Origin of the sequence: Protofrankia coriariae (assembly GCF_001017755.1) — a bacterium.
In the GTDB taxonomy this organism is placed as follows: domain Bacteria; phylum Actinomycetota; class Actinomycetes; order Frankiales; family Frankiaceae; genus Protofrankia; species Protofrankia coriariae.
Genome location: NZ_JWIO01000005.1, coordinates 105,400 through 123,490, shown reverse-complemented (window position 1 = coordinate 123,490; position 18,091 = coordinate 105,400). Strand labels below are relative to the sequence as shown.

The window sequence follows — 18,091 nt, the reverse complement described above, 5'->3', positions numbered from 1 at the left end:
GCCGTGAAGCGGCCCGTGGGACCCGTGGGGACCGCGGGGACCACGGCCGGGCCGGTCCCGATTCCGGGGGATTCGGACGATCCCGGGCCGGGCCGGCCGGAGCGCTCATCCCGGGTGTGGCGGATGATGTGACCGAACGGACGGGAAAGGTGTGACGTGACGCGCCGAGTGCGTCCTTGACCCCCGGGTTGGTCCTCCCTACTGTCCGGTCCACGGTCGGAAGTTGACATAACATTAACTGTCTAGCTGACGGTGAAGGTTGAAGCTCACCGATCGTTACCCGTTCCATCCGCTCGGTGCAGCCTTCCCTGCCGCGCCGGCCGGCTGGGGCACGCCCCCCGTCCGCCCATCGATGCCGCTGGAGGACCGACACCGCATGGCAGCTCCACAGAACTACCTGGCGGTGATAAAGGTCGTCGGGATCGGCGGTGGCGGTGTGAACGCCGTCAACCGCATGATCGAGGTCGGTCTCAAGGGCGTCGAGTTCATCGCGATCAACACCGACGCCCAGGCTCTGCTCATGAGCGACGCCGACGTCAAGCTCGACGTCGGCCGTGAACTCACCCGCGGCCTCGGCGCCGGCGCGGATCCGGAGGTCGGCCGGCAGGCGGCCGAGGACCACCGGGAAGAGATCGAGGAAGTCCTCAAGGGCGCCGACATGGTGTTCGTCACAGCCGGGGAGGGCGGTGGCACGGGCACCGGCGGCGCGCCGGTGGTGGCCAACGTCGCCCGGTCCCTGGGCGCCCTGACGATCGGTGTCGTCACCCGTCCGTTCACCTTCGAGGGACGCCGCCGCGCCACCCAGGCCGAAGCCGGGATCGACGCGTTGCGCAACGAGGTCGACACCCTCATCGTCATCCCGAACGACCGGCTGCTGGCGATGACCGACCGTGACATCAGCGTGCTGGACGCGTTCCGCAGCGCCGACCAGGTGCTGCTCTCCGGTGTGCAGGGCATCACCGACCTCATCACCACCCCCGGCCTGATCAACCTCGACTTCGCCGACGTCAAGACCGTCATGTCACACGCGGGCAGCGCCCTGATGGGTATCGGGCGGGCCCGCGGCGACGACCGGGCCATCGTCGCGGCCGAGCAGGCCATCGCCTCGCCCCTGCTGGAAGCGAGCATGGACGGCGCCCAGGGCGTCCTGCTGAACATCTCCGGTGGTTCCGACCTCGGCCTGTTCGAGATCAACGCCGCCGCCGAGCTGGTCGCCGACGCAGCCCACCCCGAAGCGAACATCATTTTCGGCGCGGTGATCGACGACGCGCTCGGTGACGAGGTCCGGGTGACGGTCATCGCCGCGGGCTTCGACACCATCCCGCAGCGGCCCAAGGCGTTCCTGCCCGGCACCCGCCGCGGCCCCGCCAGCCCACCCGCCAGCACGGGGAACTCCACCGCCGCGCAGGGCGGCACGGCCTCGGGCACATCGGGATCCACGTCCACGGTCACCCCCGCGGCGGCCACGCCGCCCGCGGCGTCCGCCACGACCGCCCCGGCCTCGCCCTTCGCCGCCGCGGCCGCGCAGTCCAGGTCCGTCCCCGCGACGGCGGCGGCCCCGCACAGCGCGGTGTCCGCGGCCCGTTCCTCGCCCCAGCCGGCAGCCCAGCCCCGCGCGGCCGCTCCCGGCCAGACGGCTGGCGGCGCCGACAACCGGGACTACAACCATGACGGACCGGCCCCGTCCCGGCGGGAGGGGACCGACGCCGGAGCCGACCAGGGTCACCCGCCGTACAAGGAGCCCAGGGAGGCGCCCCGGCCGAGCTACGCGGCACCTCGCCGGCCGGTCCGGCCGGTCGCGGACGACGATGACGAACTCGACGTCCCCGACTTCCTCAAATAACTTCGGTGCCGGTACCCGTCCGGATCCAGGTGGCGGCCATGTTCGTCGAGCGGTACGTCGAGCAGTACGTCGAGCGGTATGTCTGGAAGATCGCTGAGAAGTTCGTTGGGAAGCGTGGCGGGAGACGCGTCGGGAACGACCCGCGGCCCGTCCTGGCCGTCCTGTCGCACGGCCGTGAGAAGGCCGGCCCGTGGCGGGCGGGACCGGCCGGCGGACGGGCGGCGCCACGGTACGGGTGGGCCCGGTGACGGCGGCACCGGCAGCGGGCGGGCCGGCGGTGAGCGGGCCGGCCGCCGCGCGGCGGCGCGAGGAGCTGTGGCGCAACCTCGCAGACGTCCGTGCGCGGATCGCCGCGGCGGCCACCGCGGCGGGGCGCCAGGCCGACGAGCTCACCCTCATCGCAGTGAGCAAGAACTGGCCGGCGTCGGACGTCGTCCTGCTCGCCGGGTCCGGCGTCACGCATTTCGCGGAGAACCGCGAACAGGAGGCCCGGGCGAAGGTGGCGGCTGTGACAAAGTACCTCGCCGCCCACGAGTCCTGTCGCGAACTTGACAGCGAGGTTTCGTCCGCGTGGCGGCCATCGGCACCGCAGACCGCCCCCGAGGGGGACGACGGCCAGCCGCCTCGGCCGGATCCGGCGGCCACGCCGGCAGCCGGCCCCGGATCGTCCTCCGGATCATGGCCCTGTTGGCATTTTGTCGGCCAGCTCCAGCGCAACAAGGCCCGCCCGGTGGCCCGGTGGGCCGGCTGGGTGCAGTCGGTCGACCGGGTGCCACTGGTGAACGCGCTGGCCGCCGGGGCTCTCGCGCACGACCGGGAGATCGTCGTGTGCCTCCAGGTGTCGCTGGACCCGCCCGGGTGCGACACCGGTCGCGGTGGTGCCCGCCCAGCCGACGTCCTCGCTCTCGGCGAGATCGTAGCCGCCAGTCGCGGCCTTGTCCTCGCCGGGGTGATGGGGGTCGCGCCGCGTGGTCTGCCGGCCCGGCCGGCCTTCGCGCGGCTGCGTGAGGTTTCGCGGATGCTTCGTCGAGAGCACCCGGAGGCGTCGGTGATCAGCGCCGGCATGTCGGCGGACTTCCCCGACGCGGTGGCCGAAGGCGCGACACACCTTCGCATCGGGACGGCTTTGTTCGGTCCACGGCGCGCTGTCCCTTAGAGTCGCGCTCATGGGTGTGGCGCGCAGGGCGATGGTCTACCTCGGTCTGGCCGAGGAGGATGAAAGCTACCTCGAGGAAGACGAGTACGACGACGCCGGTCGTGACGATCGTCGCGATGTCGGTGAGCCTGTGCCCGCCGAGCGGTCGGTCCGTCGGATAGATGCGCGTGAGGAGCCGCCTGCGATGCCGCGACGTCCCCCGGTGGAACAGCTCCGGCCAGCCGGTCCGGTGCCGATGCGCCGACCGTCGGCGATCGAGGAGCCATCAGCGTACCGGATCACCACTCTGCAACCGCGAAGCTACAATGAGGCGCGGCAGATAGGCGAGGAGTTCCGCGACGGGACTCCGGTTATCATGAATCTGACCGAGATGGATGATGTTGACGCCAAGCGGCTGGTCGACTTCGCCGCCGGCTTGGTGTTCGGCCTGCGCGGATCGATCGAGAAGGTCACCAACAAGGTGTTCCTGCTCTCGCCGCACAACGTCGAGGTCACCGAGACCGACAAGCGGCGCATCCGTGAGGGTGGCTTCTACAACCAGTCATGATCATATTTCAGCTGTCGCCGGACGCAGGTCCCCGCAGGTACAGGAGAGCTCGCCATCAGCACACTGGGTGACGTGATCTCCGCACTCCTGCTGGTCTACCTACTGTTGCTGTTCGCTCGCGTAGTGATAGATCTAGTGGTCTCCCTGAGCCGTACTTTTCGTCCCACTGGAGTCCTCGTACTAGTCTTTGAGTCCGTGTACACCGTCACCGATCCCCCGCTGAGATTCGTGCGGCGGTTCGTCCCACCCCTTCGGGTCGGTAACGTGGCATTTGACCTCGGATTCTTATTGATCTTAGTTGTGATCTGGGTCTTGCGGAGACTCGCAGATGGGCTGTGACGAAGTCGCGCACGTGGCGAATGCGCGCGGCAGACTGCCGCTGGACCGCCCTCTCCGGGGAACGGCGATGCCGCATCATGAGGAGGCGACGTGGCTCTGACACCGCAGGACGTACAGAACAAGGTCTTCAGTCCAACCCGGTTCCGCACCGGCTACAACGAGGACGAGGTTGACGCTTTCCTCGACGACGTCGAGAGCGAGCTCACCCGCCTGTTGGACGAGAACACCGACCTACGCCGGCAACTTGACGAAGCCCGCCGCACGGGCGGCGGTGGTTCCGGTGTACCCGCTCAGGTGCTGGAGGAAAACCAGCAGCTGCGCAGGCAGCTGGAGGAAACCCGGCGCCAGGTTGCGCAGGCGCAGGCACAGGCAGCCCAGGCGGTGCAGGCCGCGCAGGCGGCGGCCCGCGAACGTCCCGCCGCGCAGCCGGCGGCGGCGACCACGGTCATCCCGGCCGTGTCCCCGGCGGGCGCGGCCCCGGCCCGCACCGGCAACAGCCAGCTGGACGCCGAGATCGAACAGCGCGTGGCCCGTACCCTCGTGCTCGCCCAGCGCACCGCGGACGAGGCACTGCGAGAGGCCCGTAACGAGTCGGAGCGGGCCCGCCGCGAAGCCCGCGCCGATGCCGACCGCATCATCGGTGAGGCCCGCGCGCACGTCGCCGAACAGCTCGGTGGCCTGGAGGACGACAAGCGTCGCCTGGAAGGCCAGGTCGAACAGCTGCGGGCCTTCGAGCGCGAGTACCGGACCAGGCTGCGCGCCTACCTGGAGATGCAGTTGCGCGACCTGGACGGCATGCCGACACAGCCGGCCGTCGGGTCCGGTGGGCCGTCCCGTCCGCCGCTGAACCCCGGCACCGGTTCCCCGCCTCCGCCGCCTCCGCCGGTCGGGATCAGCGCCAACTCGCCGGCAGGGGCATCCGCCCAGTCCTCGCCCTTCCCGACCGCTTCGCCCCTGGGCGCGGGCGCGATGGCACGCGGGAACGACAACGGTGGGGTACGCGCACCCGACGTGGAGGCAGCCGCCCGTCGGGACCCTTCCGGGTTGCAGGACTTCTAGGAGCCCGCAGGCCCAGGCGGTGCCGCGGTGTGGCAGCGCGCGCCCGGTTGCAGGGTGTGTCCAGGGGGCCGCAGGCTCCTGGGCTTCCCCGGCCCTGGCGGTTTCCAGGGCCCGGAGTTCCCCAGATCCTGGGGTATCGACGTTGCCGGGGTCCTGCCAGCCTGACTCAGGCCATCGGGTGTGCAGGCCCGCCTGGTAGATCCTCACCTGTGCGGGGGGCCGGTACCCTGACGACACCACCTGCCGCGTCGTCGCCGACGGGATGCCCGGCCACGGTGTCATGGACCGCCCCCTGGCGGACCAGCGACTGGCGGACCGCTACCTTGTGGACCACTCCCCGGTGGGCCTGTCCCGCGGAGCCGGTGTTTCCGTGCCGCCACCAGCCGGGTTGTCACCAGGGGGGCCGGCCACCGAGGGGAAAATCGGCTTCTGGACACCGGTTGCCCGTTCCGCCCGCGCGGACGCCAGTTTTTCAGGCCGGGGGACGTCGCATTTCTCGTCGTCTCATCGGTAGCAGCCTGGCCAGGAGCTGTGACGGGCCGCCGGGAACCGACAGGATCGTCAGAAAATATTAGAAAATATCGGAAAAGGCGCTGGATGCATCCATCATCCCGGTGTACCGGTCATGTGAACCTCCGGGTCCACAATGTCCGGTCCGCGAAATTCGTTCCGGTGATGTCAGCCATGACCACCGTCCGGCCATGACCGTCCTCAGCGGTGTTCTTGTCCTGCTGTCGGCCGCGCTGCTGGGCGCGGGAGTCCTGGGCAGTACCGGTTTCGTCTATGCCTCGATCGTGATCGGCCTGCTGGCGGCGGCACTGCTGCCGCTGGGGGCGCGCAGGCCGTCCCGACGCCCACCGGCAGGCCGGGACACCCACTGAGTCTCCCGGCCTGAAACACTCCCGGCGAAGCCTGCCCACGGCTCCTGCCCGCGACCTGTCAGCCGGCTGTGCCCGCCGTGCCCGCCGCCGGTCGCAGCCAGAATGTCAGCCCGAGATCCGGCGTGTGCTGGCCGGCCTCGTCCGTGTTCTGCTCCGTGTTCTGGCCCGCCTGCTGGCCGGTGGGGCCGGCGCCCTCGGCGAACGTCACGGCAAGGACCTCGGCGGCCACGGCGGACGCGTGCTCCCGCAGGGCCTGGGCGGTCTGCGGCGTGTCCGCCGTCCAGCGGACGTCGACCCGGTCGGTGATGTCCAGACCGGCGGCCTTGCGGGCCTCCTGCAGGACCCGCACCACATCCCGGGCGACACCGGCCCGCNGCCCGCCGCAGCTCGGGGGTGATCTCCAGGTCGAGGGCCACGGACAGCCCCGACTCCGAGGTCACGGCCCATCCCTGCCGCGGGGTCTCGGAGATGATGAGATCGTCACCGGCGAGCTCGATCCGTTCGCCGTCCACCTCGACGGTGAGCCGTCCGTCCACCGGCCGGCCCGCGGNGGCGACGGCCGCCGCGACCAGTGGGGTCCGCTTGCCGAACCGGCGGCCCAACGCCCGGAAGTTCGGTTTCACGGTGACGTCGACCACATCGGCGGCCGCGGCCTCGACGGTGATGACGTTGAGCTCCTCGGCGATCTGGGCGCGCAGGTCCGCGGAGAGCCCGGCGAACTCGGGGGCGGCCACCACAGCGCGGGCCAGCGGCTGGCGGGTCCGCACACCGCTGCCCGCCCGGGCCGCCCGGCCGAGCTCCACCACCCGCCGCACCAGGTCCATCCGGTCGGCGAGCGGCGCGTCCACGAGGTCGGGCCGCGGGGTCGGCCAGTCGGCGAGGTGGACCGAGTCCGGGGCGTCCGCCCGCACACCGGCGGCCAGCTTCGACCACAGCGTGTCGGTGAGGAACGGGATGAAGGGGGCCAGCAGCCGGGTCAGGCCGTCCAGGCAGGTGTAGAGGGTCTCCAGAGCGTCCGGGTCGGCCTCCCAGAACCGCCGCCGGGAGCGGCGCACATACCAGTTGGACAGCTCGTCGATGAAGCGGGTCAGGCGGCGCCCGGCGCGCAGTGCGTCGAACCCGTCCAGCGCCTCGGTGACCTCGATGATCGTGGCGTTCAGTTCGGACAGCGCCCACCGGTCGAGCACCGGCCGGGCCTGTGGCTCGGTGGCGGGCGTATGTCCCGGCGCCCAGCCCGCGGCGTTCGCGTACAGGACGAAGAACGACGCGGTGTTCCAATAGGTCAGCAGCACCTTGCGGACGATGTCCTCAAGCGCCTCGTGGCCGACCCGGCGGTCCGACCACGGCGAGCCGGCCGCGAGCATCAGCCAGCGCACCGCGTCCGCGCCGTGCCGTTCGAACAGCTCGAACGGGTCGAGGACGTTGCCCAGATGCTTGCTCATCTTGCGGCCCTCGGAGTCGAGGAGAAGGCCGAGACAGAGCACGGTCTCGTACGACGAGCGGTCGAACACCAGCGTCCCGATGGCCATCAGGGTGTAGAACCAGCCGCGGGTCTGGTCGATGGCCTCGCAGATGTACTGCGCCGGGTACTGGGCCGCGAACTCCTCGCGGTTGCGGTGCGGCGCGCCCCACTGGGCGAACGGCATCGCCCCGCTGTCGTACCAGACGTCGATCACGTCCGGGACCCTGCGCGCCACCGCCGAGCAGTCCGGGCAGGCGATCGTGACCTCGTCGACGAACGGCCGGTGCGGGTCGAGCCCGGACAGGTCACGCCCGGCCAGGGAGGACAGCTCCAGCAGCGATCCGACACAGGTCAGATGCGCGGGGTCGGCGGTGCAGCGCCAGATCGGCAGCGGCGTGCCCCAGTAGCGGTTACGCGACAGCGCCCAGTCGACATTGCCCCGTAGCCACTCCCCGTAACGGCCGTGCTTGATCCTCGGGGGGTGCCAGTCGGTGCGCTCGTTCTCCGCCAGCAGCCGGTCGGCGATCGCGGTCGTCCGGATGTACCAGGACGGCAGCGGGTAGTAGATCAACGGGGTGTGGCAGCGCCAGCAGTGCGGGTAGCTGTGGGCGTAGTCCTCGGCCCGCCACAGCACCCCGCGGGAACGCAGGTCGTCGACGAGAGGTGCGTCCGCGTCCTTGAAGAACAGCCCGCCGACCAGCGGGACGCCGGCGACGAACCGGCCGTCACGGCCCACCGGGTTGACCACGGGCAGCCCGTGGGCACGGGCGACGGCGAGGTCCTCGGCGCCGAAGGCCGGGGCCTGGTGGACCAGCCCGGTGCCGTCGGTCGTGGTGACATAGTCGGCGAGGACCACCGAGTGCGCGGCCGCCGCCGTCACCGCGGCCTGGCCGGCAGCCCGGCCGGCGGCATGGCCGGTGGCCGTGGCCGGGGCGGCGAAGTCCGCCGCCGGCAGCAGCTCGAACGGGCGGGCATAGGTCACCCCCGCCAGCTGCGCGCCGCGGACCGTCTGGACGATCTCGGCGTCCGGGCCCACCGCGGCGGCGAGCAGCGGCTCGGCCACCAGCACCAGCTCGCCTTCGCGCCCGCCGGCGGAGGTCCTGGCGACCACGTAGGTGACGTCCGGATGCACGGCGACCGCGGTGTTCGACACCAGCGTCCACGGGGTGGTCGTCCAGACCAGCAGGCTCACCCCCGCCTCGGCGAGCGGCCCGGAGGTCACCGGGAAGCGGACGTACACCGACGGGTCGACCACGTCCTCGTACCCCTGGGAGACCTCGTGGTCGGACAGAGGTGTCTCGTCACGCGGGCAGTACGGGGTGACCCGGTGGTCCTCGACGAGCAGCCCCCTGTCGAAGATCTGCCTGAGCGACCACCAGACGCTCTCGATGTAGGGGGTGTCCATGGTGCGGTAGGCGTTGTCCAGATCGCACCAGTAGGCCATCCGCTCGGTCATCCGGGAGAAGTCGGCGACGTGGCGCAGCACCGACTCGCGGCAGCGGGCGTTGAACTCGGCGATGCCGAAGTCCTCGATGTCGCTCTTGCTGGTGAAGCCCAGCTCCTTTTCCACGGCGAGTTCGACGGGCAGGCCGTGACAGTCCCAGCCAGCGCGGCGCGGGACGTGGAAGCCGCGCATCGTGCGGAAGCGAGGGAAGAGGTCCTTGAAGACGCGCGCCTCGACATGATGGGCGCCCGGCCTGCCGTTGGCGGTCGGGGGACCCTCGTAGAAGACCCACTGCGGGCCGTTGGCGGTCGCGTCCAGGGAGCGCTCGAAGACCTTCAGGTCCTTCCAGCGCTGGAGCATGTCGCGTTCGAGGGCGGGCAGGTCGACCTGGGTCGGCAGCGGCGGGAACACCGGCGCGGGCTGGGCGTGCCCGGCTGGCCGGGCGGCTGGGGCATGCCCGGTGAGCTGGGTGGACAGGGTGGACGGGGTGTGCTCGGTGGGTTGGTTCGGCTCGGTGGGTCGGGTCGGCATGGGCAGATCTCCGTCGGGTTCGGGCTCCAACGGAGGGACGACACCCCGCGGTACCCGGCGTTCGCCGGGGCGCGGTGGCACCGCGGTACCACCCTCCTTGCCTCCCGGGACGCCGGTGTGGCGGCCCGGACAGACCACTCGTCGCGCGCGGTGCCGGATCTACTGGGGGCGCGGGCCCTGTTCTCCCGGCGGCTCAGGGGTGATCTTCGCAGCGCGCTGGCCGCCGGGCTCGCACCGTCCCCGGCTCGCTGGACGCCGTCCTGAGGGCGGTCGTCCCTGGCTGCGCCCGCCGCTACTCGTCCCGTCAACGCCGTCCGCTGTACCAAGCGTAGTGGATGGGACGGAGCATTCGGTGGGCCCCCGGCATCCGGAGCTGGGATCCCGGGCCGACCACCTCGGCCGGCCCGGGTGGCCGCCTGGCCCGGCCGCCGGCCCGTAGGTGAAAACCGCTGTGGCAGCAGCGATTTCCACCTACAGCTGTGGAAGCCGTAGGTAGAAATCGCTGTGGGGATGACGGTTTCCACCTACGGCCGGCTACGGCCGGGGTCTCCGCCCACGGCAGGTGCGCGCGGGGTGGCGCGAGGGCGACGGTCATGGTGCGTTCCGGGCATGAAGGCGCTGCCCGTAGAGTGGGGCAGGTGTGGGAGAGGGCGTCCACGGGCGGGATCGGTGGGATGTGACGGCCGAGGTGGAAAACGGGAAGTCCATCCCGGACCTGGATGATCCTGCTGGTCCGGATTTCGACGTGTCGTCGGCCCATGAGGAGAGTCACATCAGCGGGNGGCGGCGAGCCGTATCGGGTGTGCCGGTCGCCACGCGCGGTGGCCACGGTGGCCGGTGCCGGTCTTGTGATCCTCGCCATCGACGTGGTCACGAAGATCGCCGCTGTGGCGAGCCTGTCGGACCGGGCACCGATCGAGCTGCTTCCCGGCGTACTCGACCTACGGCTGACGCGTAACCCGGGGGCCGCGTTCAGTATCGCTGGTGGCGCGACCGTACTGTTCAGCATCGTCGCCCTGGTGGTTGTCGTGATCATCGTCCGCACCGCCCGAACGCTGACGTCGCTGTCGTGGGCGGTCGTGCTCGGCCTGCTGCTCGGTGGGGCCCTGGGCAACCTCAGCGATCGGATCTTCCGCGCGCCGGCGCCGCTGCGCGGGCACGTCGTGGACTGGATCCACCTGCACAACTGGCCGGTGTTCAACATCGCCGACTCGGCGATCGTGATCGGTGGGGTGGTCGCGGTCATCCTGGCGGCCTTCGGTACCGCTCTGGACAGCCAGCCCGCCCCGCGGGACGGCCAGCCGAATCCGGACGGGCCGGCGGGCCCCGACGGCCGGCACGCGACGGACATCGACGACCGCGATGGACAGTAACGCAACCGGCAATACGGCCGGTAACGAAGCCGGTGACGCGGCCGGCGGCGAAACCGGCCAGGTGGCCGTGGCAGGGGGCGATGTGGGGGACAGGCGTGCGCTCCCGGTTCCCGACGGGCTGGACGGGCTGCGCCTGGACGCGGTGATCGCGCGGATGTTCGGGCTGTCCCGGACGGCCGCGGCCCAGCTCGTCGACGACGGCCAGGCCAGCGTGGACGGAACCGTACGCGGCCGCTCCGACCGGGTCGGCGCCGGGGAGTGGCTCGACGTGCGGCTGCCGCCCCCGCCGAATCCGGTCCGGGTGGCGGCCGAGCCGGTGCCCGGCCTACAGGTGATCCATGACGATGACGACATCGTGGTGGTCAGCAAGCCGGTCGGGGTGGCCGCCCACCCAGCGCCCGGCTTCGCCGGCCCGACCGTGATCGGTGGGCTTGCCGCCGCGGGCTACCGCGTCGCGACCAGTGGTGCCGCGGAGCGCCAGGGCGTTGTCCACCGTCTCGACGTCGGCACGACGGGCATCATGGTCGTCGCGAAAAGTGAGCGTGCCTACACCGCGTTGAAACGGGCTTTCCGGGACCGCGAGGTCGAAAAGATCTACCGTGCTCTGGTGCAGGGGCATCCTGATCCGTCCAGCGGCACGGTGGACGCGCCGATCGACCGTCACCCGCGTAAGTCCGGCCTGTTTGCCGTGGTGGCGGGTGGAAAACCCAGCGTCACCCACTATGACACCGAAGAGGCTTTCCGAGCCGCGTCGCTGCTGTCGGTGCGTCTGGAGACCGGGCGGACCCATCAGATCCGGGTGCACATGTCGGCGTTGCGGCATCCCTGCGTCGGCGATCTCGCCTACGGCGCTGATCCGGTTCTCGCCGGCCGGCTCGGGCTGGCCCGGCAGTGGCTGCATGCCGCTCAGCTGTCCTTCGCCCATCCCGCGGATGGGCGGAAGGTGACGTTCACCAGCCCCGACCCACCTGATCTCGCGGAGGCGGTAGCCGTTCTTCGGCGGCAGTCGTGACTGTCACCGGTCGTCCGACGGTCGTGTTCCGGGCGGTGCGACGCCGGTGCGCCAGAGCCCGGTTCACCAGGGTCCGGGCAGTGGCCAGGGGCGGGGTCGAAACGACGGGCCGGACGGCTGCCGAAGGCCAGGACGGGGCCAGCGCCCCGATCGCGATCATGGCTGGGGGTGGGGCCACCGACCATGCGGGGAAGCCGCGGGCGGGACGGGCCGTGGTGGGCGCGGCACGGCGTGCGCTCGTTGGCCTCGACCGTCTGGACGAACGCGTGTTGCCGGTCGCGGGCCGGATCCTGGACGGGTTCACCGCCCGGGCCTCGCGTCTGCGAACTGTCGCCCTGGACGTCCATGGGTTGCCGGGCAGCCGGGTGCTGCTGGGCAGCCTGGCCGCGCCGGGTGTACGCACGGATGATCCGGCCAGCGGTGATGGTGGTGACGATGACACGTCCACCAGGTCGCGCAGCGACAGGGTTACACCGTACGGTGATGGACGTGACCCGGTCGGCAACGCTACCGCAAGCCGAGTTGTCGTGGCCGCTGGGCGAAGCGCGGCGTGGCGTGGGACCGCCGAGCCGCGGGACACAGCCGCCGCTGCCGGCCCGGCCGGCATGGCTGCCGCTGGTGGCTCAGCCGGCATGGCTGCCGCTGTCGGCTCGGCCGGCACAGCTGACACAGCTGACACGACCGCCGCTGGTGGCCTGGCCCGGCGGGGCCTTCGTGGCCGCTCCGTCATCGAACGGAGCGTGCGAATGACAGTGCTGGGCGTAGTTTCGGTGATCGGGGTGAGCGCGATCGCGGCCTTGGCGCGCGGCCCGGCCGGCGGACGTGATCTTGGGCAGCTCGACTTGCCGCGGATGGCGGTACCCGCGCTGAGACAGCAGGTGGATCCGGTCGCCGGGTCGGCCCGCGCACTGTCGGGAGCCCCTGTCACCGACACCGCCCCCGATGTCGTCCCTGGCGCCGACGCTGCCACCGCCTCGCCCATGGTCGCGGGCCCGGTCCCCGTCCCCGCTCCGATCGCGGTCCCCACGCGGGTCGAGGAGATGCCGGCGGCCGCCATCCTGGTGGGCCTGGGACAGCGGGAGGCGGTGGCGGGCTACCTGACGGCGGCGCGGACACGGCTGGCCGCCGCGGCCCGGCGGGATGAGCCGCCCGGCCGCCACCCCGACACCTACGGGGTCGTCAGTTTTCCGGGGTACCGAACGCCGGAGCAGGCCCTCGACCTGCTCCGGGACCTGCGGACCGTGCGCGTGTTCTTCCGGGTTCCCCCTGACGGCACGGCACTGTCCGCGGACGTCCGTGACCCGCTCGCCGACATCCGGACCGCCTTCGCACGCGCCGCCGACGCCGACGCCGCGGCCGCCCAGGCCGGCACCGCCGACGTGGCCGACGTGGCCGCTGTCGATGTGGGTACCGCCGATGCGGGTGGCATCGGTGACGCCGACGCCCGGGAGCGTGCCGCGGACGAGGCGGTGGCGCTCCGTGACTCCTGCGCCTGCCTGTACGGGGCGGTCGTGGCCGCCCCGGCGTGGCGGCTGGCAGCCCTCGCCGACACCGAGCCGGTCCGGCTGGTGGACGTCGCGGCGGCGGACGCCCCCGCTGGGCCAGCCGTGTTCGTGCCGCTGCGCCCCGAACAGTGGTGACCTGAGCAGTGGCGCGATCTGGACAGTGGCGACCTGGACAGTGGCTGGCAGCAGTGGTTGACCCGAACAGCGGTGAACGGTGGCCGGGCGGGCGACGTGAGCAGCGGTGAAGGTGGCTGAGCAGCGGTGACGCGGTGACGACGGCGGTAACGGTGACGACGGTGGCGCGGACGTGGTGGGCACGGGCCGTTCTCGCGCTCCTCGTCGCCGTCCTGATCGCGGATACGCCGGAGCATGACGCCGCCGGCGGGGGCGGGGTAGCCGACGGGGCCGCCCGGGCGGCCCATGCCACCCAGGTCGCCGACACCGCCGCGGCGAGATCCGGCGCCGCCCGCCCGGATACCGGCACCGCCGGCCTTGACCCGGGTAGTGGGGCTGTCAGGGCTGTCGAAGCCGCCGCGGGGGCCGGTGCCGCCGACGTCGCAGCCCGGGCTGACCGTGCTCTCGACATCAGCTCCGCTGACCACCGTGCTCTCGACGCCGGCTCCGACGCCGTCGCGCAGACACCGGTCACGCTGGCGCGCGGGAGCGCCTCGTACTCGTTGGCCGTCCAGGCACGGCATGACGGCGAGGGGGTGGCGGAGGTCACCGCCCGGGCCCCCGGGGTCGACTGGGCGGTCCCGGGCGCGGAGTCCGCGGTGCTCGCGATCGCAGTGGACGGTGTGCCCGCGACCGACCTCGTCGTGCCCGCCGCGCATCCGATCATCAGGCAGGTCCAGCTCGGGCGGCTGCGGGCCGGCGCCCACACCCTCACGATCACCCTGGACGGGCAGGCGTCCAGCGCCGGCGCGCAGACGGTGGTGATCGATGAGCTGTCGGTGTCGGCGGTGGCACCCAGGACGCCCGGAGCGCCGGATCCGCTCGTGTACGCTCCGATCCTCTACGGACGGTCACTGCCAGAGTTCGGTGGGCTCTTCCAGAACAACCACACCGACACCCCGCTGCTCGCCTGGCACACCCAGGCGCCGGTGGCCGGCCGGCCGGGCCACACGGTGCTGGAGTACAGCGTCATGTTCAGCAACGAGGACGGCGGCACCGGTGACGATCCCGGGTACCTGCAGGCACGCTGGGGACGCCAGACCGACATCGAGTGGGTGTACCGGGTCGAGCTCGACGCGGCCGGGTCCGTGGTGCCGGGGTCGGCGGTCTATCAGGGCCCCAACCATGTGACGCTGCCGTTCACCGGCCGCTACGAGAACGGCCATCCCGTGCTGCGGACGTGCACGGGCAACAACATGGTGTGTGCCGTGATCGCCGGAGCCGGAGCCGGAGCCGGAGGTGGCGCTGGCGGTATGCGGTTCTTCCTCGCCGCCGATCACGAGCTTGCCGCGGGCGAGGCGCGGGAACAGATGATGGACGCCGCGGGGTGGACCTACCAGCTGTCCGCGGCCGAGGCGCGCCGCGAGGAGAAGATCGAGCCGGTGGCGTCCGCGTACACACCCGCACTGTCCGACCTGCGGAACTACCTGTACGTCGTGATCCGCAAGACCACGTCCGTTCCGGCCGTCTCGGTCGCCTCGGTCGCGCCGGCACTGGCCTGGGTCGGCACCACGGTCGGGGTCCGGCTCGCGGGTGATCCGGACGTCCTCTACCGATCGGACCACATGATCTCCGGTTGGTCCGTGCAGCAGGACGGCGCGGTCGCCACCGCGGTGGAGTTGCCCCCGGGCACGAAGCTCGCCGACATCGCCACGCTCGAGGTGTTGCGGGCCCCGGCTGGTGTGGTCGACCCGGGCTCGACGGTGACGGTCACCGGCGTCGAACGGGCGATCATGCTGGATGCCGACGGGCTGCCCGCGCCCGGGTCGCTGACCTGGTCGGGCAGGGTCACGCTCACAGCGTCCGAGCCGGACGCTGTTCTGGTGCGCCCATGAGGACACGGATATCGCGGCGACGGATGTCGCGACGCTGAGCGGTGACACGGCGTCCGGGCCGGACGCTGTTCTGGCGCGCCGCTGACGTCGGGCCGCCGGCATGCCCGTTGCCCAGGCTTGTCGGGCCCGTGCCCGGGCCCGGGCTTCGTACCTGGGGCCGGGCCCGGGCTTCGTACCGGGGGCCGCTGGTGTGCTCGTTGCCCATACCGCTGGCGTGCCCCGTTGCGGCCGGGCCGCTGTTGTGCGGTGGCCCGGCCGCGGCAGGTGTGCCGTGCTGCCAGCCGTATCCGGGCCGGGTGCCGTGCCGGTGCCTCGCCTGGCACCAGGCTGCTGCCGTGCGCTCCGCCACCACGCTCCGTCGACCGGAGCGGGCCGTCGACGGCCGCCGGGGCCGGACCGGCGGCCGTGGTGCGTGTCGATGCCGGCACGCGTGGCCCGGCCGGGGCGAGGCGGGTGCGCGAGGGTAACAGCCACAATATTTCGGACAGCAATGTACGCGATATGGCCGCTGTCCGGCCGGCGACATTTCGGCCTGCCGTCGCGTACGCTCCGTACGAATACGATTCCACGCGACGGGCTAATCATGTCCGTATCGCGACAGCTGATACTCGCGCTTGTGATCAATATCACTTGCATGGGGCAAGTCGGCTCGATTCAAGGATCTCTCAAGAATTTTTCCCAGTGCGATCGTCCAAGCTCGGTACAGCGGCCACCCGGGAAGATCGGAGGCCGCGAGGTCACGTTTCTTCCGCGACGTCGGGAGGCCCGGGCCACCGGGTTACCAGAAGGAGGGATCGCTGGTGGTTTCAGTCCTGCGCAACAGTCCGGACGGCGAAGAAAGCACTGTCGAACCCGCGGCGTACTGGGCCCTTCCCAACCAGCTCATCCCCGACCAGGGAAACCGGCGGCCGATCTCCCGGGACTCCGACGGGATTTCGTCGGAGGCAGCCCGGGAAAGCGAGCCGCTGACCCTCGAGCAGCACACCGCGCTTCTTGCCCGGCGGCGGCTGCTCGCCGAACAGGGAGACGATCCGGAAGCCACCCGGCGGCATCACGCCCGCGGCAAGCTCACCGCCCGCGAACGCATCGAGCAGCTGCTGGACGCGGATTCCTTCACCGAACTCGATCTGTTCGCCCAGCACCGGGCCACCGGTTTCGGAATGGAGCGTTCCCACCCCTCCGGCGACGGGGTGGTCACCGGATTCGGCACGGTGGACGGTCGCAGCGTGGTTGTCTTCGCGCATGACGCCCGGGTCCGCGGCGGCGCGCTCGGCGAGACGTTCGCGGCAAAGATCCACCAGGTGCTGGACCTGGCCGAGTCGATCGGCGCGCCGGTCATCGGCCTCAACGACGGCGGTGGCGCGCGGATCCAGGAGGGCGTCGCGGCGCTCGCCGGTTTCGGTGGGCTTTTCGCACGTAACGTCCGTCTTTCCGGGGTCGTCCCCCAGATCAGTGTCGTTCTTGGGTCCTGCGCCGGTGGCGCGGTGTACTCCCCGGCACTGACGGACTTCATCTTCATGACCCGCGACACCGCGAACATGTTCATCACCGGGCCGGACGTCGTGCGCTCGGTGACCGGTGAGGACGTCTCCCAGGCCGAACTCGGCGGAGCGCAGGTCCACGCCGAACGCACCGGTGTCGCGAGTTTCCTCGCCGACGACGAGGAGACCTGTCTGGACGAGGTCCGCTACCTGCTCTCCTTCCTGCCGTCGAACAACAACGAGGCACCGCCGGTGGTCGCGTCGTCCGACGACCCCGACCGCCGGTGCCCGGAGCTGCTGCGGATCGTGCCGCCGAACGAGCGGACGCCGTACGACATCCGGGCCGTCATCGAGGAGATCGTGGACGACGGCGAGTACCTGGAGGTGCAGGCGCACTGGGCCCGCAACATCGTGTGCGTCCTGGCCCGGTTCGACGGGCGGGTCGTCGGGATAGTGGGAAACCAGCCGATGGTGCTGGCCGGCGTGCTCGACATCGACGCCTCGGAGAAAGCGGCGCGATTCGTCCGCATGTGTGACGCGTACAATATTCCGCTGGTCACGCTGGTCGACGTACCTGGTTTCCTGCCCGGGGTCGACCAGGAACACAATGCCATCATCCGTCGGGGCGCCAAGCTTTTGTACGCCTATTGCGAGGCGACCGTGCCGCGGATTCAGGTTATTCTTCGCAAGGCGTTCGGCGGCGCCTACATCGTCATGGACTCCAAATCGATCGGCTCCGACCTGTCGTTCGCGTGGCCGGTCAACCAGACCGCGGTCATGGGCGCGGACGGGGCCGCGAACATCATATTTCGCAAGGAGCTGGCGGCGGCGGACGACCCCGACCAGCTGCGCGCGGAACTCACGAAGAAGTACAGCGATGCGCTGCTGCATCCCTATGCCGCCGCCGAGCGGGGTCATGTCGACGACGTCATCGACCCGGCCGACACCCGCCGGATGATCGTCCGTGGGCTGGCCTTTCTGCGGACCAAGCGGCACGTACAGCAGATTCGCAAACACCCCAACGAGCCGCTGTAGACGTCCGCGCCGCCGATGGGACGCCGAACGACCGGCGGCGTTGCCCCTCGGCGGATTCCACTGCGAAGCCGTCTCGAGGCATCGGCCGGGAAAGCCGGCCGAACCGGGGAGCCGGCTGCGGACGCCGTCCCGAGAGGGCGATCGCGAGGCCGCGGCCCGGAGCACGCGCCCTGGCCGGCCGGCGAGACAGCCGTCCGGTGGGACGGCGGGACGACGCAGCAACAGGCGAGACGGCGCAGGCAACAGCGAAACAGACGACGAAACCGACGGCGAAGCGCCACCGCAACCGACAGCGAAACCGGCGGGACCAGGGACTGGAGCAGGAAGGAGTGACGGTGCCACAGAGTCCGCAGAGCCTGCGCTCGGGACCGTCCGCGGTCCGGATCCCGCCGGCGGGAGCGGTCGGTGTCCCGC

General features: G+C 71.3%; 13 protein-coding genes and 1 pseudogene. 13 read left to right on the top strand and 1 reads right to left on the bottom strand.

The annotated features are described in order from the left end of the window. Window positions 1-376 precede the first annotated feature (376 nt). From ftsZ to FrCorBMG51_RS05135, 7 genes are all read left to right on the top strand, one after another. The gene (ftsZ, locus tag FrCorBMG51_RS05160; protein ID WP_047221996.1) at window positions 377-1,843 is read left to right on the top strand and encodes a cell division protein FtsZ; all 1,467 of its coding nucleotides are present in this window, start codon (window positions 377-379) and stop codon (window positions 1,841-1,843) included. A 5-nt stretch (window positions 1,844-1,848) separates the two neighbouring features. Beyond that, complete coding sequence (locus FrCorBMG51_RS05155; RefSeq protein WP_047221950.1) at window positions 1,849-2,091, top strand: hypothetical protein; 243 nt, start codon at window positions 1,849-1,851, stop codon at window positions 2,089-2,091. Beyond that, window positions 2,088-2,999: a YggS family pyridoxal phosphate enzyme gene (locus tag FrCorBMG51_RS05150; RefSeq protein WP_235433324.1), complete on the top strand. Its 912-nt coding sequence runs from the start codon at window positions 2,088-2,090 to the stop codon at window positions 2,997-2,999. The genes FrCorBMG51_RS05155 and FrCorBMG51_RS05150 overlap by 4 nt, the downstream gene beginning before the upstream one ends. A 10-nt stretch (window positions 3,000-3,009) precedes the next feature. Next, window positions 3,010-3,546 (top strand): cell division protein SepF, encoded by a 537-nt coding sequence (locus tag FrCorBMG51_RS05145; RefSeq protein ID WP_047221949.1) that lies wholly within the window; start codon window positions 3,010-3,012, stop codon window positions 3,544-3,546. Between the two features lie 72 nt (window positions 3,547-3,618). Further along, entirely contained in the window at window positions 3,619-3,885 is a 267-nt protein-coding gene (locus FrCorBMG51_RS26265) for a YggT family protein (protein ID WP_013874282.1), read from the top strand. A 90-nt stretch (window positions 3,886-3,975) separates the two neighbouring features. Next, the gene (locus FrCorBMG51_RS05140; protein ID WP_047221948.1) at window positions 3,976-4,944 is read left to right on the top strand and encodes a DivIVA domain-containing protein; all 969 of its coding nucleotides are present in this window, start codon (window positions 3,976-3,978) and stop codon (window positions 4,942-4,944) included. A 701-nt stretch (window positions 4,945-5,645) separates the two neighbouring features. Next, window positions 5,646-5,825 (top strand): hypothetical protein, encoded by a 180-nt coding sequence (locus FrCorBMG51_RS05135; RefSeq protein WP_047221947.1) that lies wholly within the window; start codon window positions 5,646-5,648, stop codon window positions 5,823-5,825. 58 nt (window positions 5,826-5,883) lie between these two features. On the opposite strand, the pseudogene ileS reads toward FrCorBMG51_RS05135, so the two are convergent. Beyond that, window positions 5,884-9,262: pseudogene (gene ileS, locus FrCorBMG51_RS05130) on the bottom strand (isoleucine--tRNA ligase). 117 nt (window positions 9,263-9,379) lie between these two features. Between ileS and FrCorBMG51_RS27915 the strand changes: the two are divergent. From FrCorBMG51_RS27915 to FrCorBMG51_RS05105, 6 genes are all read left to right on the top strand, one after another. Then, complete coding sequence (locus tag FrCorBMG51_RS27915) at window positions 9,380-9,526, top strand: hypothetical protein (protein ID WP_157180394.1); 147 nt, start codon at window positions 9,380-9,382, stop codon at window positions 9,524-9,526. A gap of 566 nt (window positions 9,527-10,092) precedes the next feature. Next, the gene (gene lspA / locus FrCorBMG51_RS05125; RefSeq protein WP_047221994.1) at window positions 10,093-10,635 is read left to right on the top strand and encodes a signal peptidase II; all 543 of its coding nucleotides are present in this window, start codon (window positions 10,093-10,095) and stop codon (window positions 10,633-10,635) included. Continuing rightward, complete coding sequence (locus FrCorBMG51_RS05120) at window positions 10,625-11,647, top strand: RluA family pseudouridine synthase (RefSeq protein ID WP_235433323.1); 1,023 nt, start codon at window positions 10,625-10,627, stop codon at window positions 11,645-11,647. The genes lspA and FrCorBMG51_RS05120 overlap by 11 nt, the downstream gene beginning before the upstream one ends. Further along, the gene (locus FrCorBMG51_RS05115) at window positions 11,644-13,287 is read left to right on the top strand and encodes a hypothetical protein (RefSeq protein WP_047221946.1); all 1,644 of its coding nucleotides are present in this window, start codon (window positions 11,644-11,646) and stop codon (window positions 13,285-13,287) included. Before FrCorBMG51_RS05120 ends, FrCorBMG51_RS05115 begins: the two co-directional genes overlap by 4 nt. A 134-nt stretch (window positions 13,288-13,421) precedes the next feature. Continuing rightward, the gene (locus FrCorBMG51_RS32395) at window positions 13,422-15,161 is read left to right on the top strand and encodes a hypothetical protein (RefSeq protein WP_052914325.1); all 1,740 of its coding nucleotides are present in this window, start codon (window positions 13,422-13,424) and stop codon (window positions 15,159-15,161) included. A gap of 800 nt (window positions 15,162-15,961) precedes the next feature. Next, window positions 15,962-17,677 (top strand): acyl-CoA carboxylase subunit beta, encoded by a 1,716-nt coding sequence (locus FrCorBMG51_RS05105; RefSeq protein WP_052914323.1) that lies wholly within the window; start codon window positions 15,962-15,964, stop codon window positions 17,675-17,677. The last annotated feature ends 414 nt before the right edge of the window (window positions 17,678-18,091 follow it).

Bases quoted from the DNA above. Each gene is read 5' to 3' on its own strand.
- ftsZ (WP_047221996.1), top strand. From the start codon at position 377: ATGGCAGCTCCACAGAACTACCTGGCGGTGATAAAGGTCGTCGGGATC.
- FrCorBMG51_RS05145 (WP_047221949.1), top strand. From the start codon at position 3,010: ATGGGTGTGGCGCGCAGGGCGATGGTCTACCTCGGTCTGGCCGAGGAG.
- FrCorBMG51_RS05135 (WP_047221947.1), top strand. From the start codon at position 5,646: ATGACCGTCCTCAGCGGTGTTCTTGTCCTGCTGTCGGCCGCGCTGCTG.
- FrCorBMG51_RS05120 (WP_235433323.1), top strand. From the start codon at position 10,625: ATGGACAGTAACGCAACCGGCAATACGGCCGGTAACGAAGCCGGTGAC.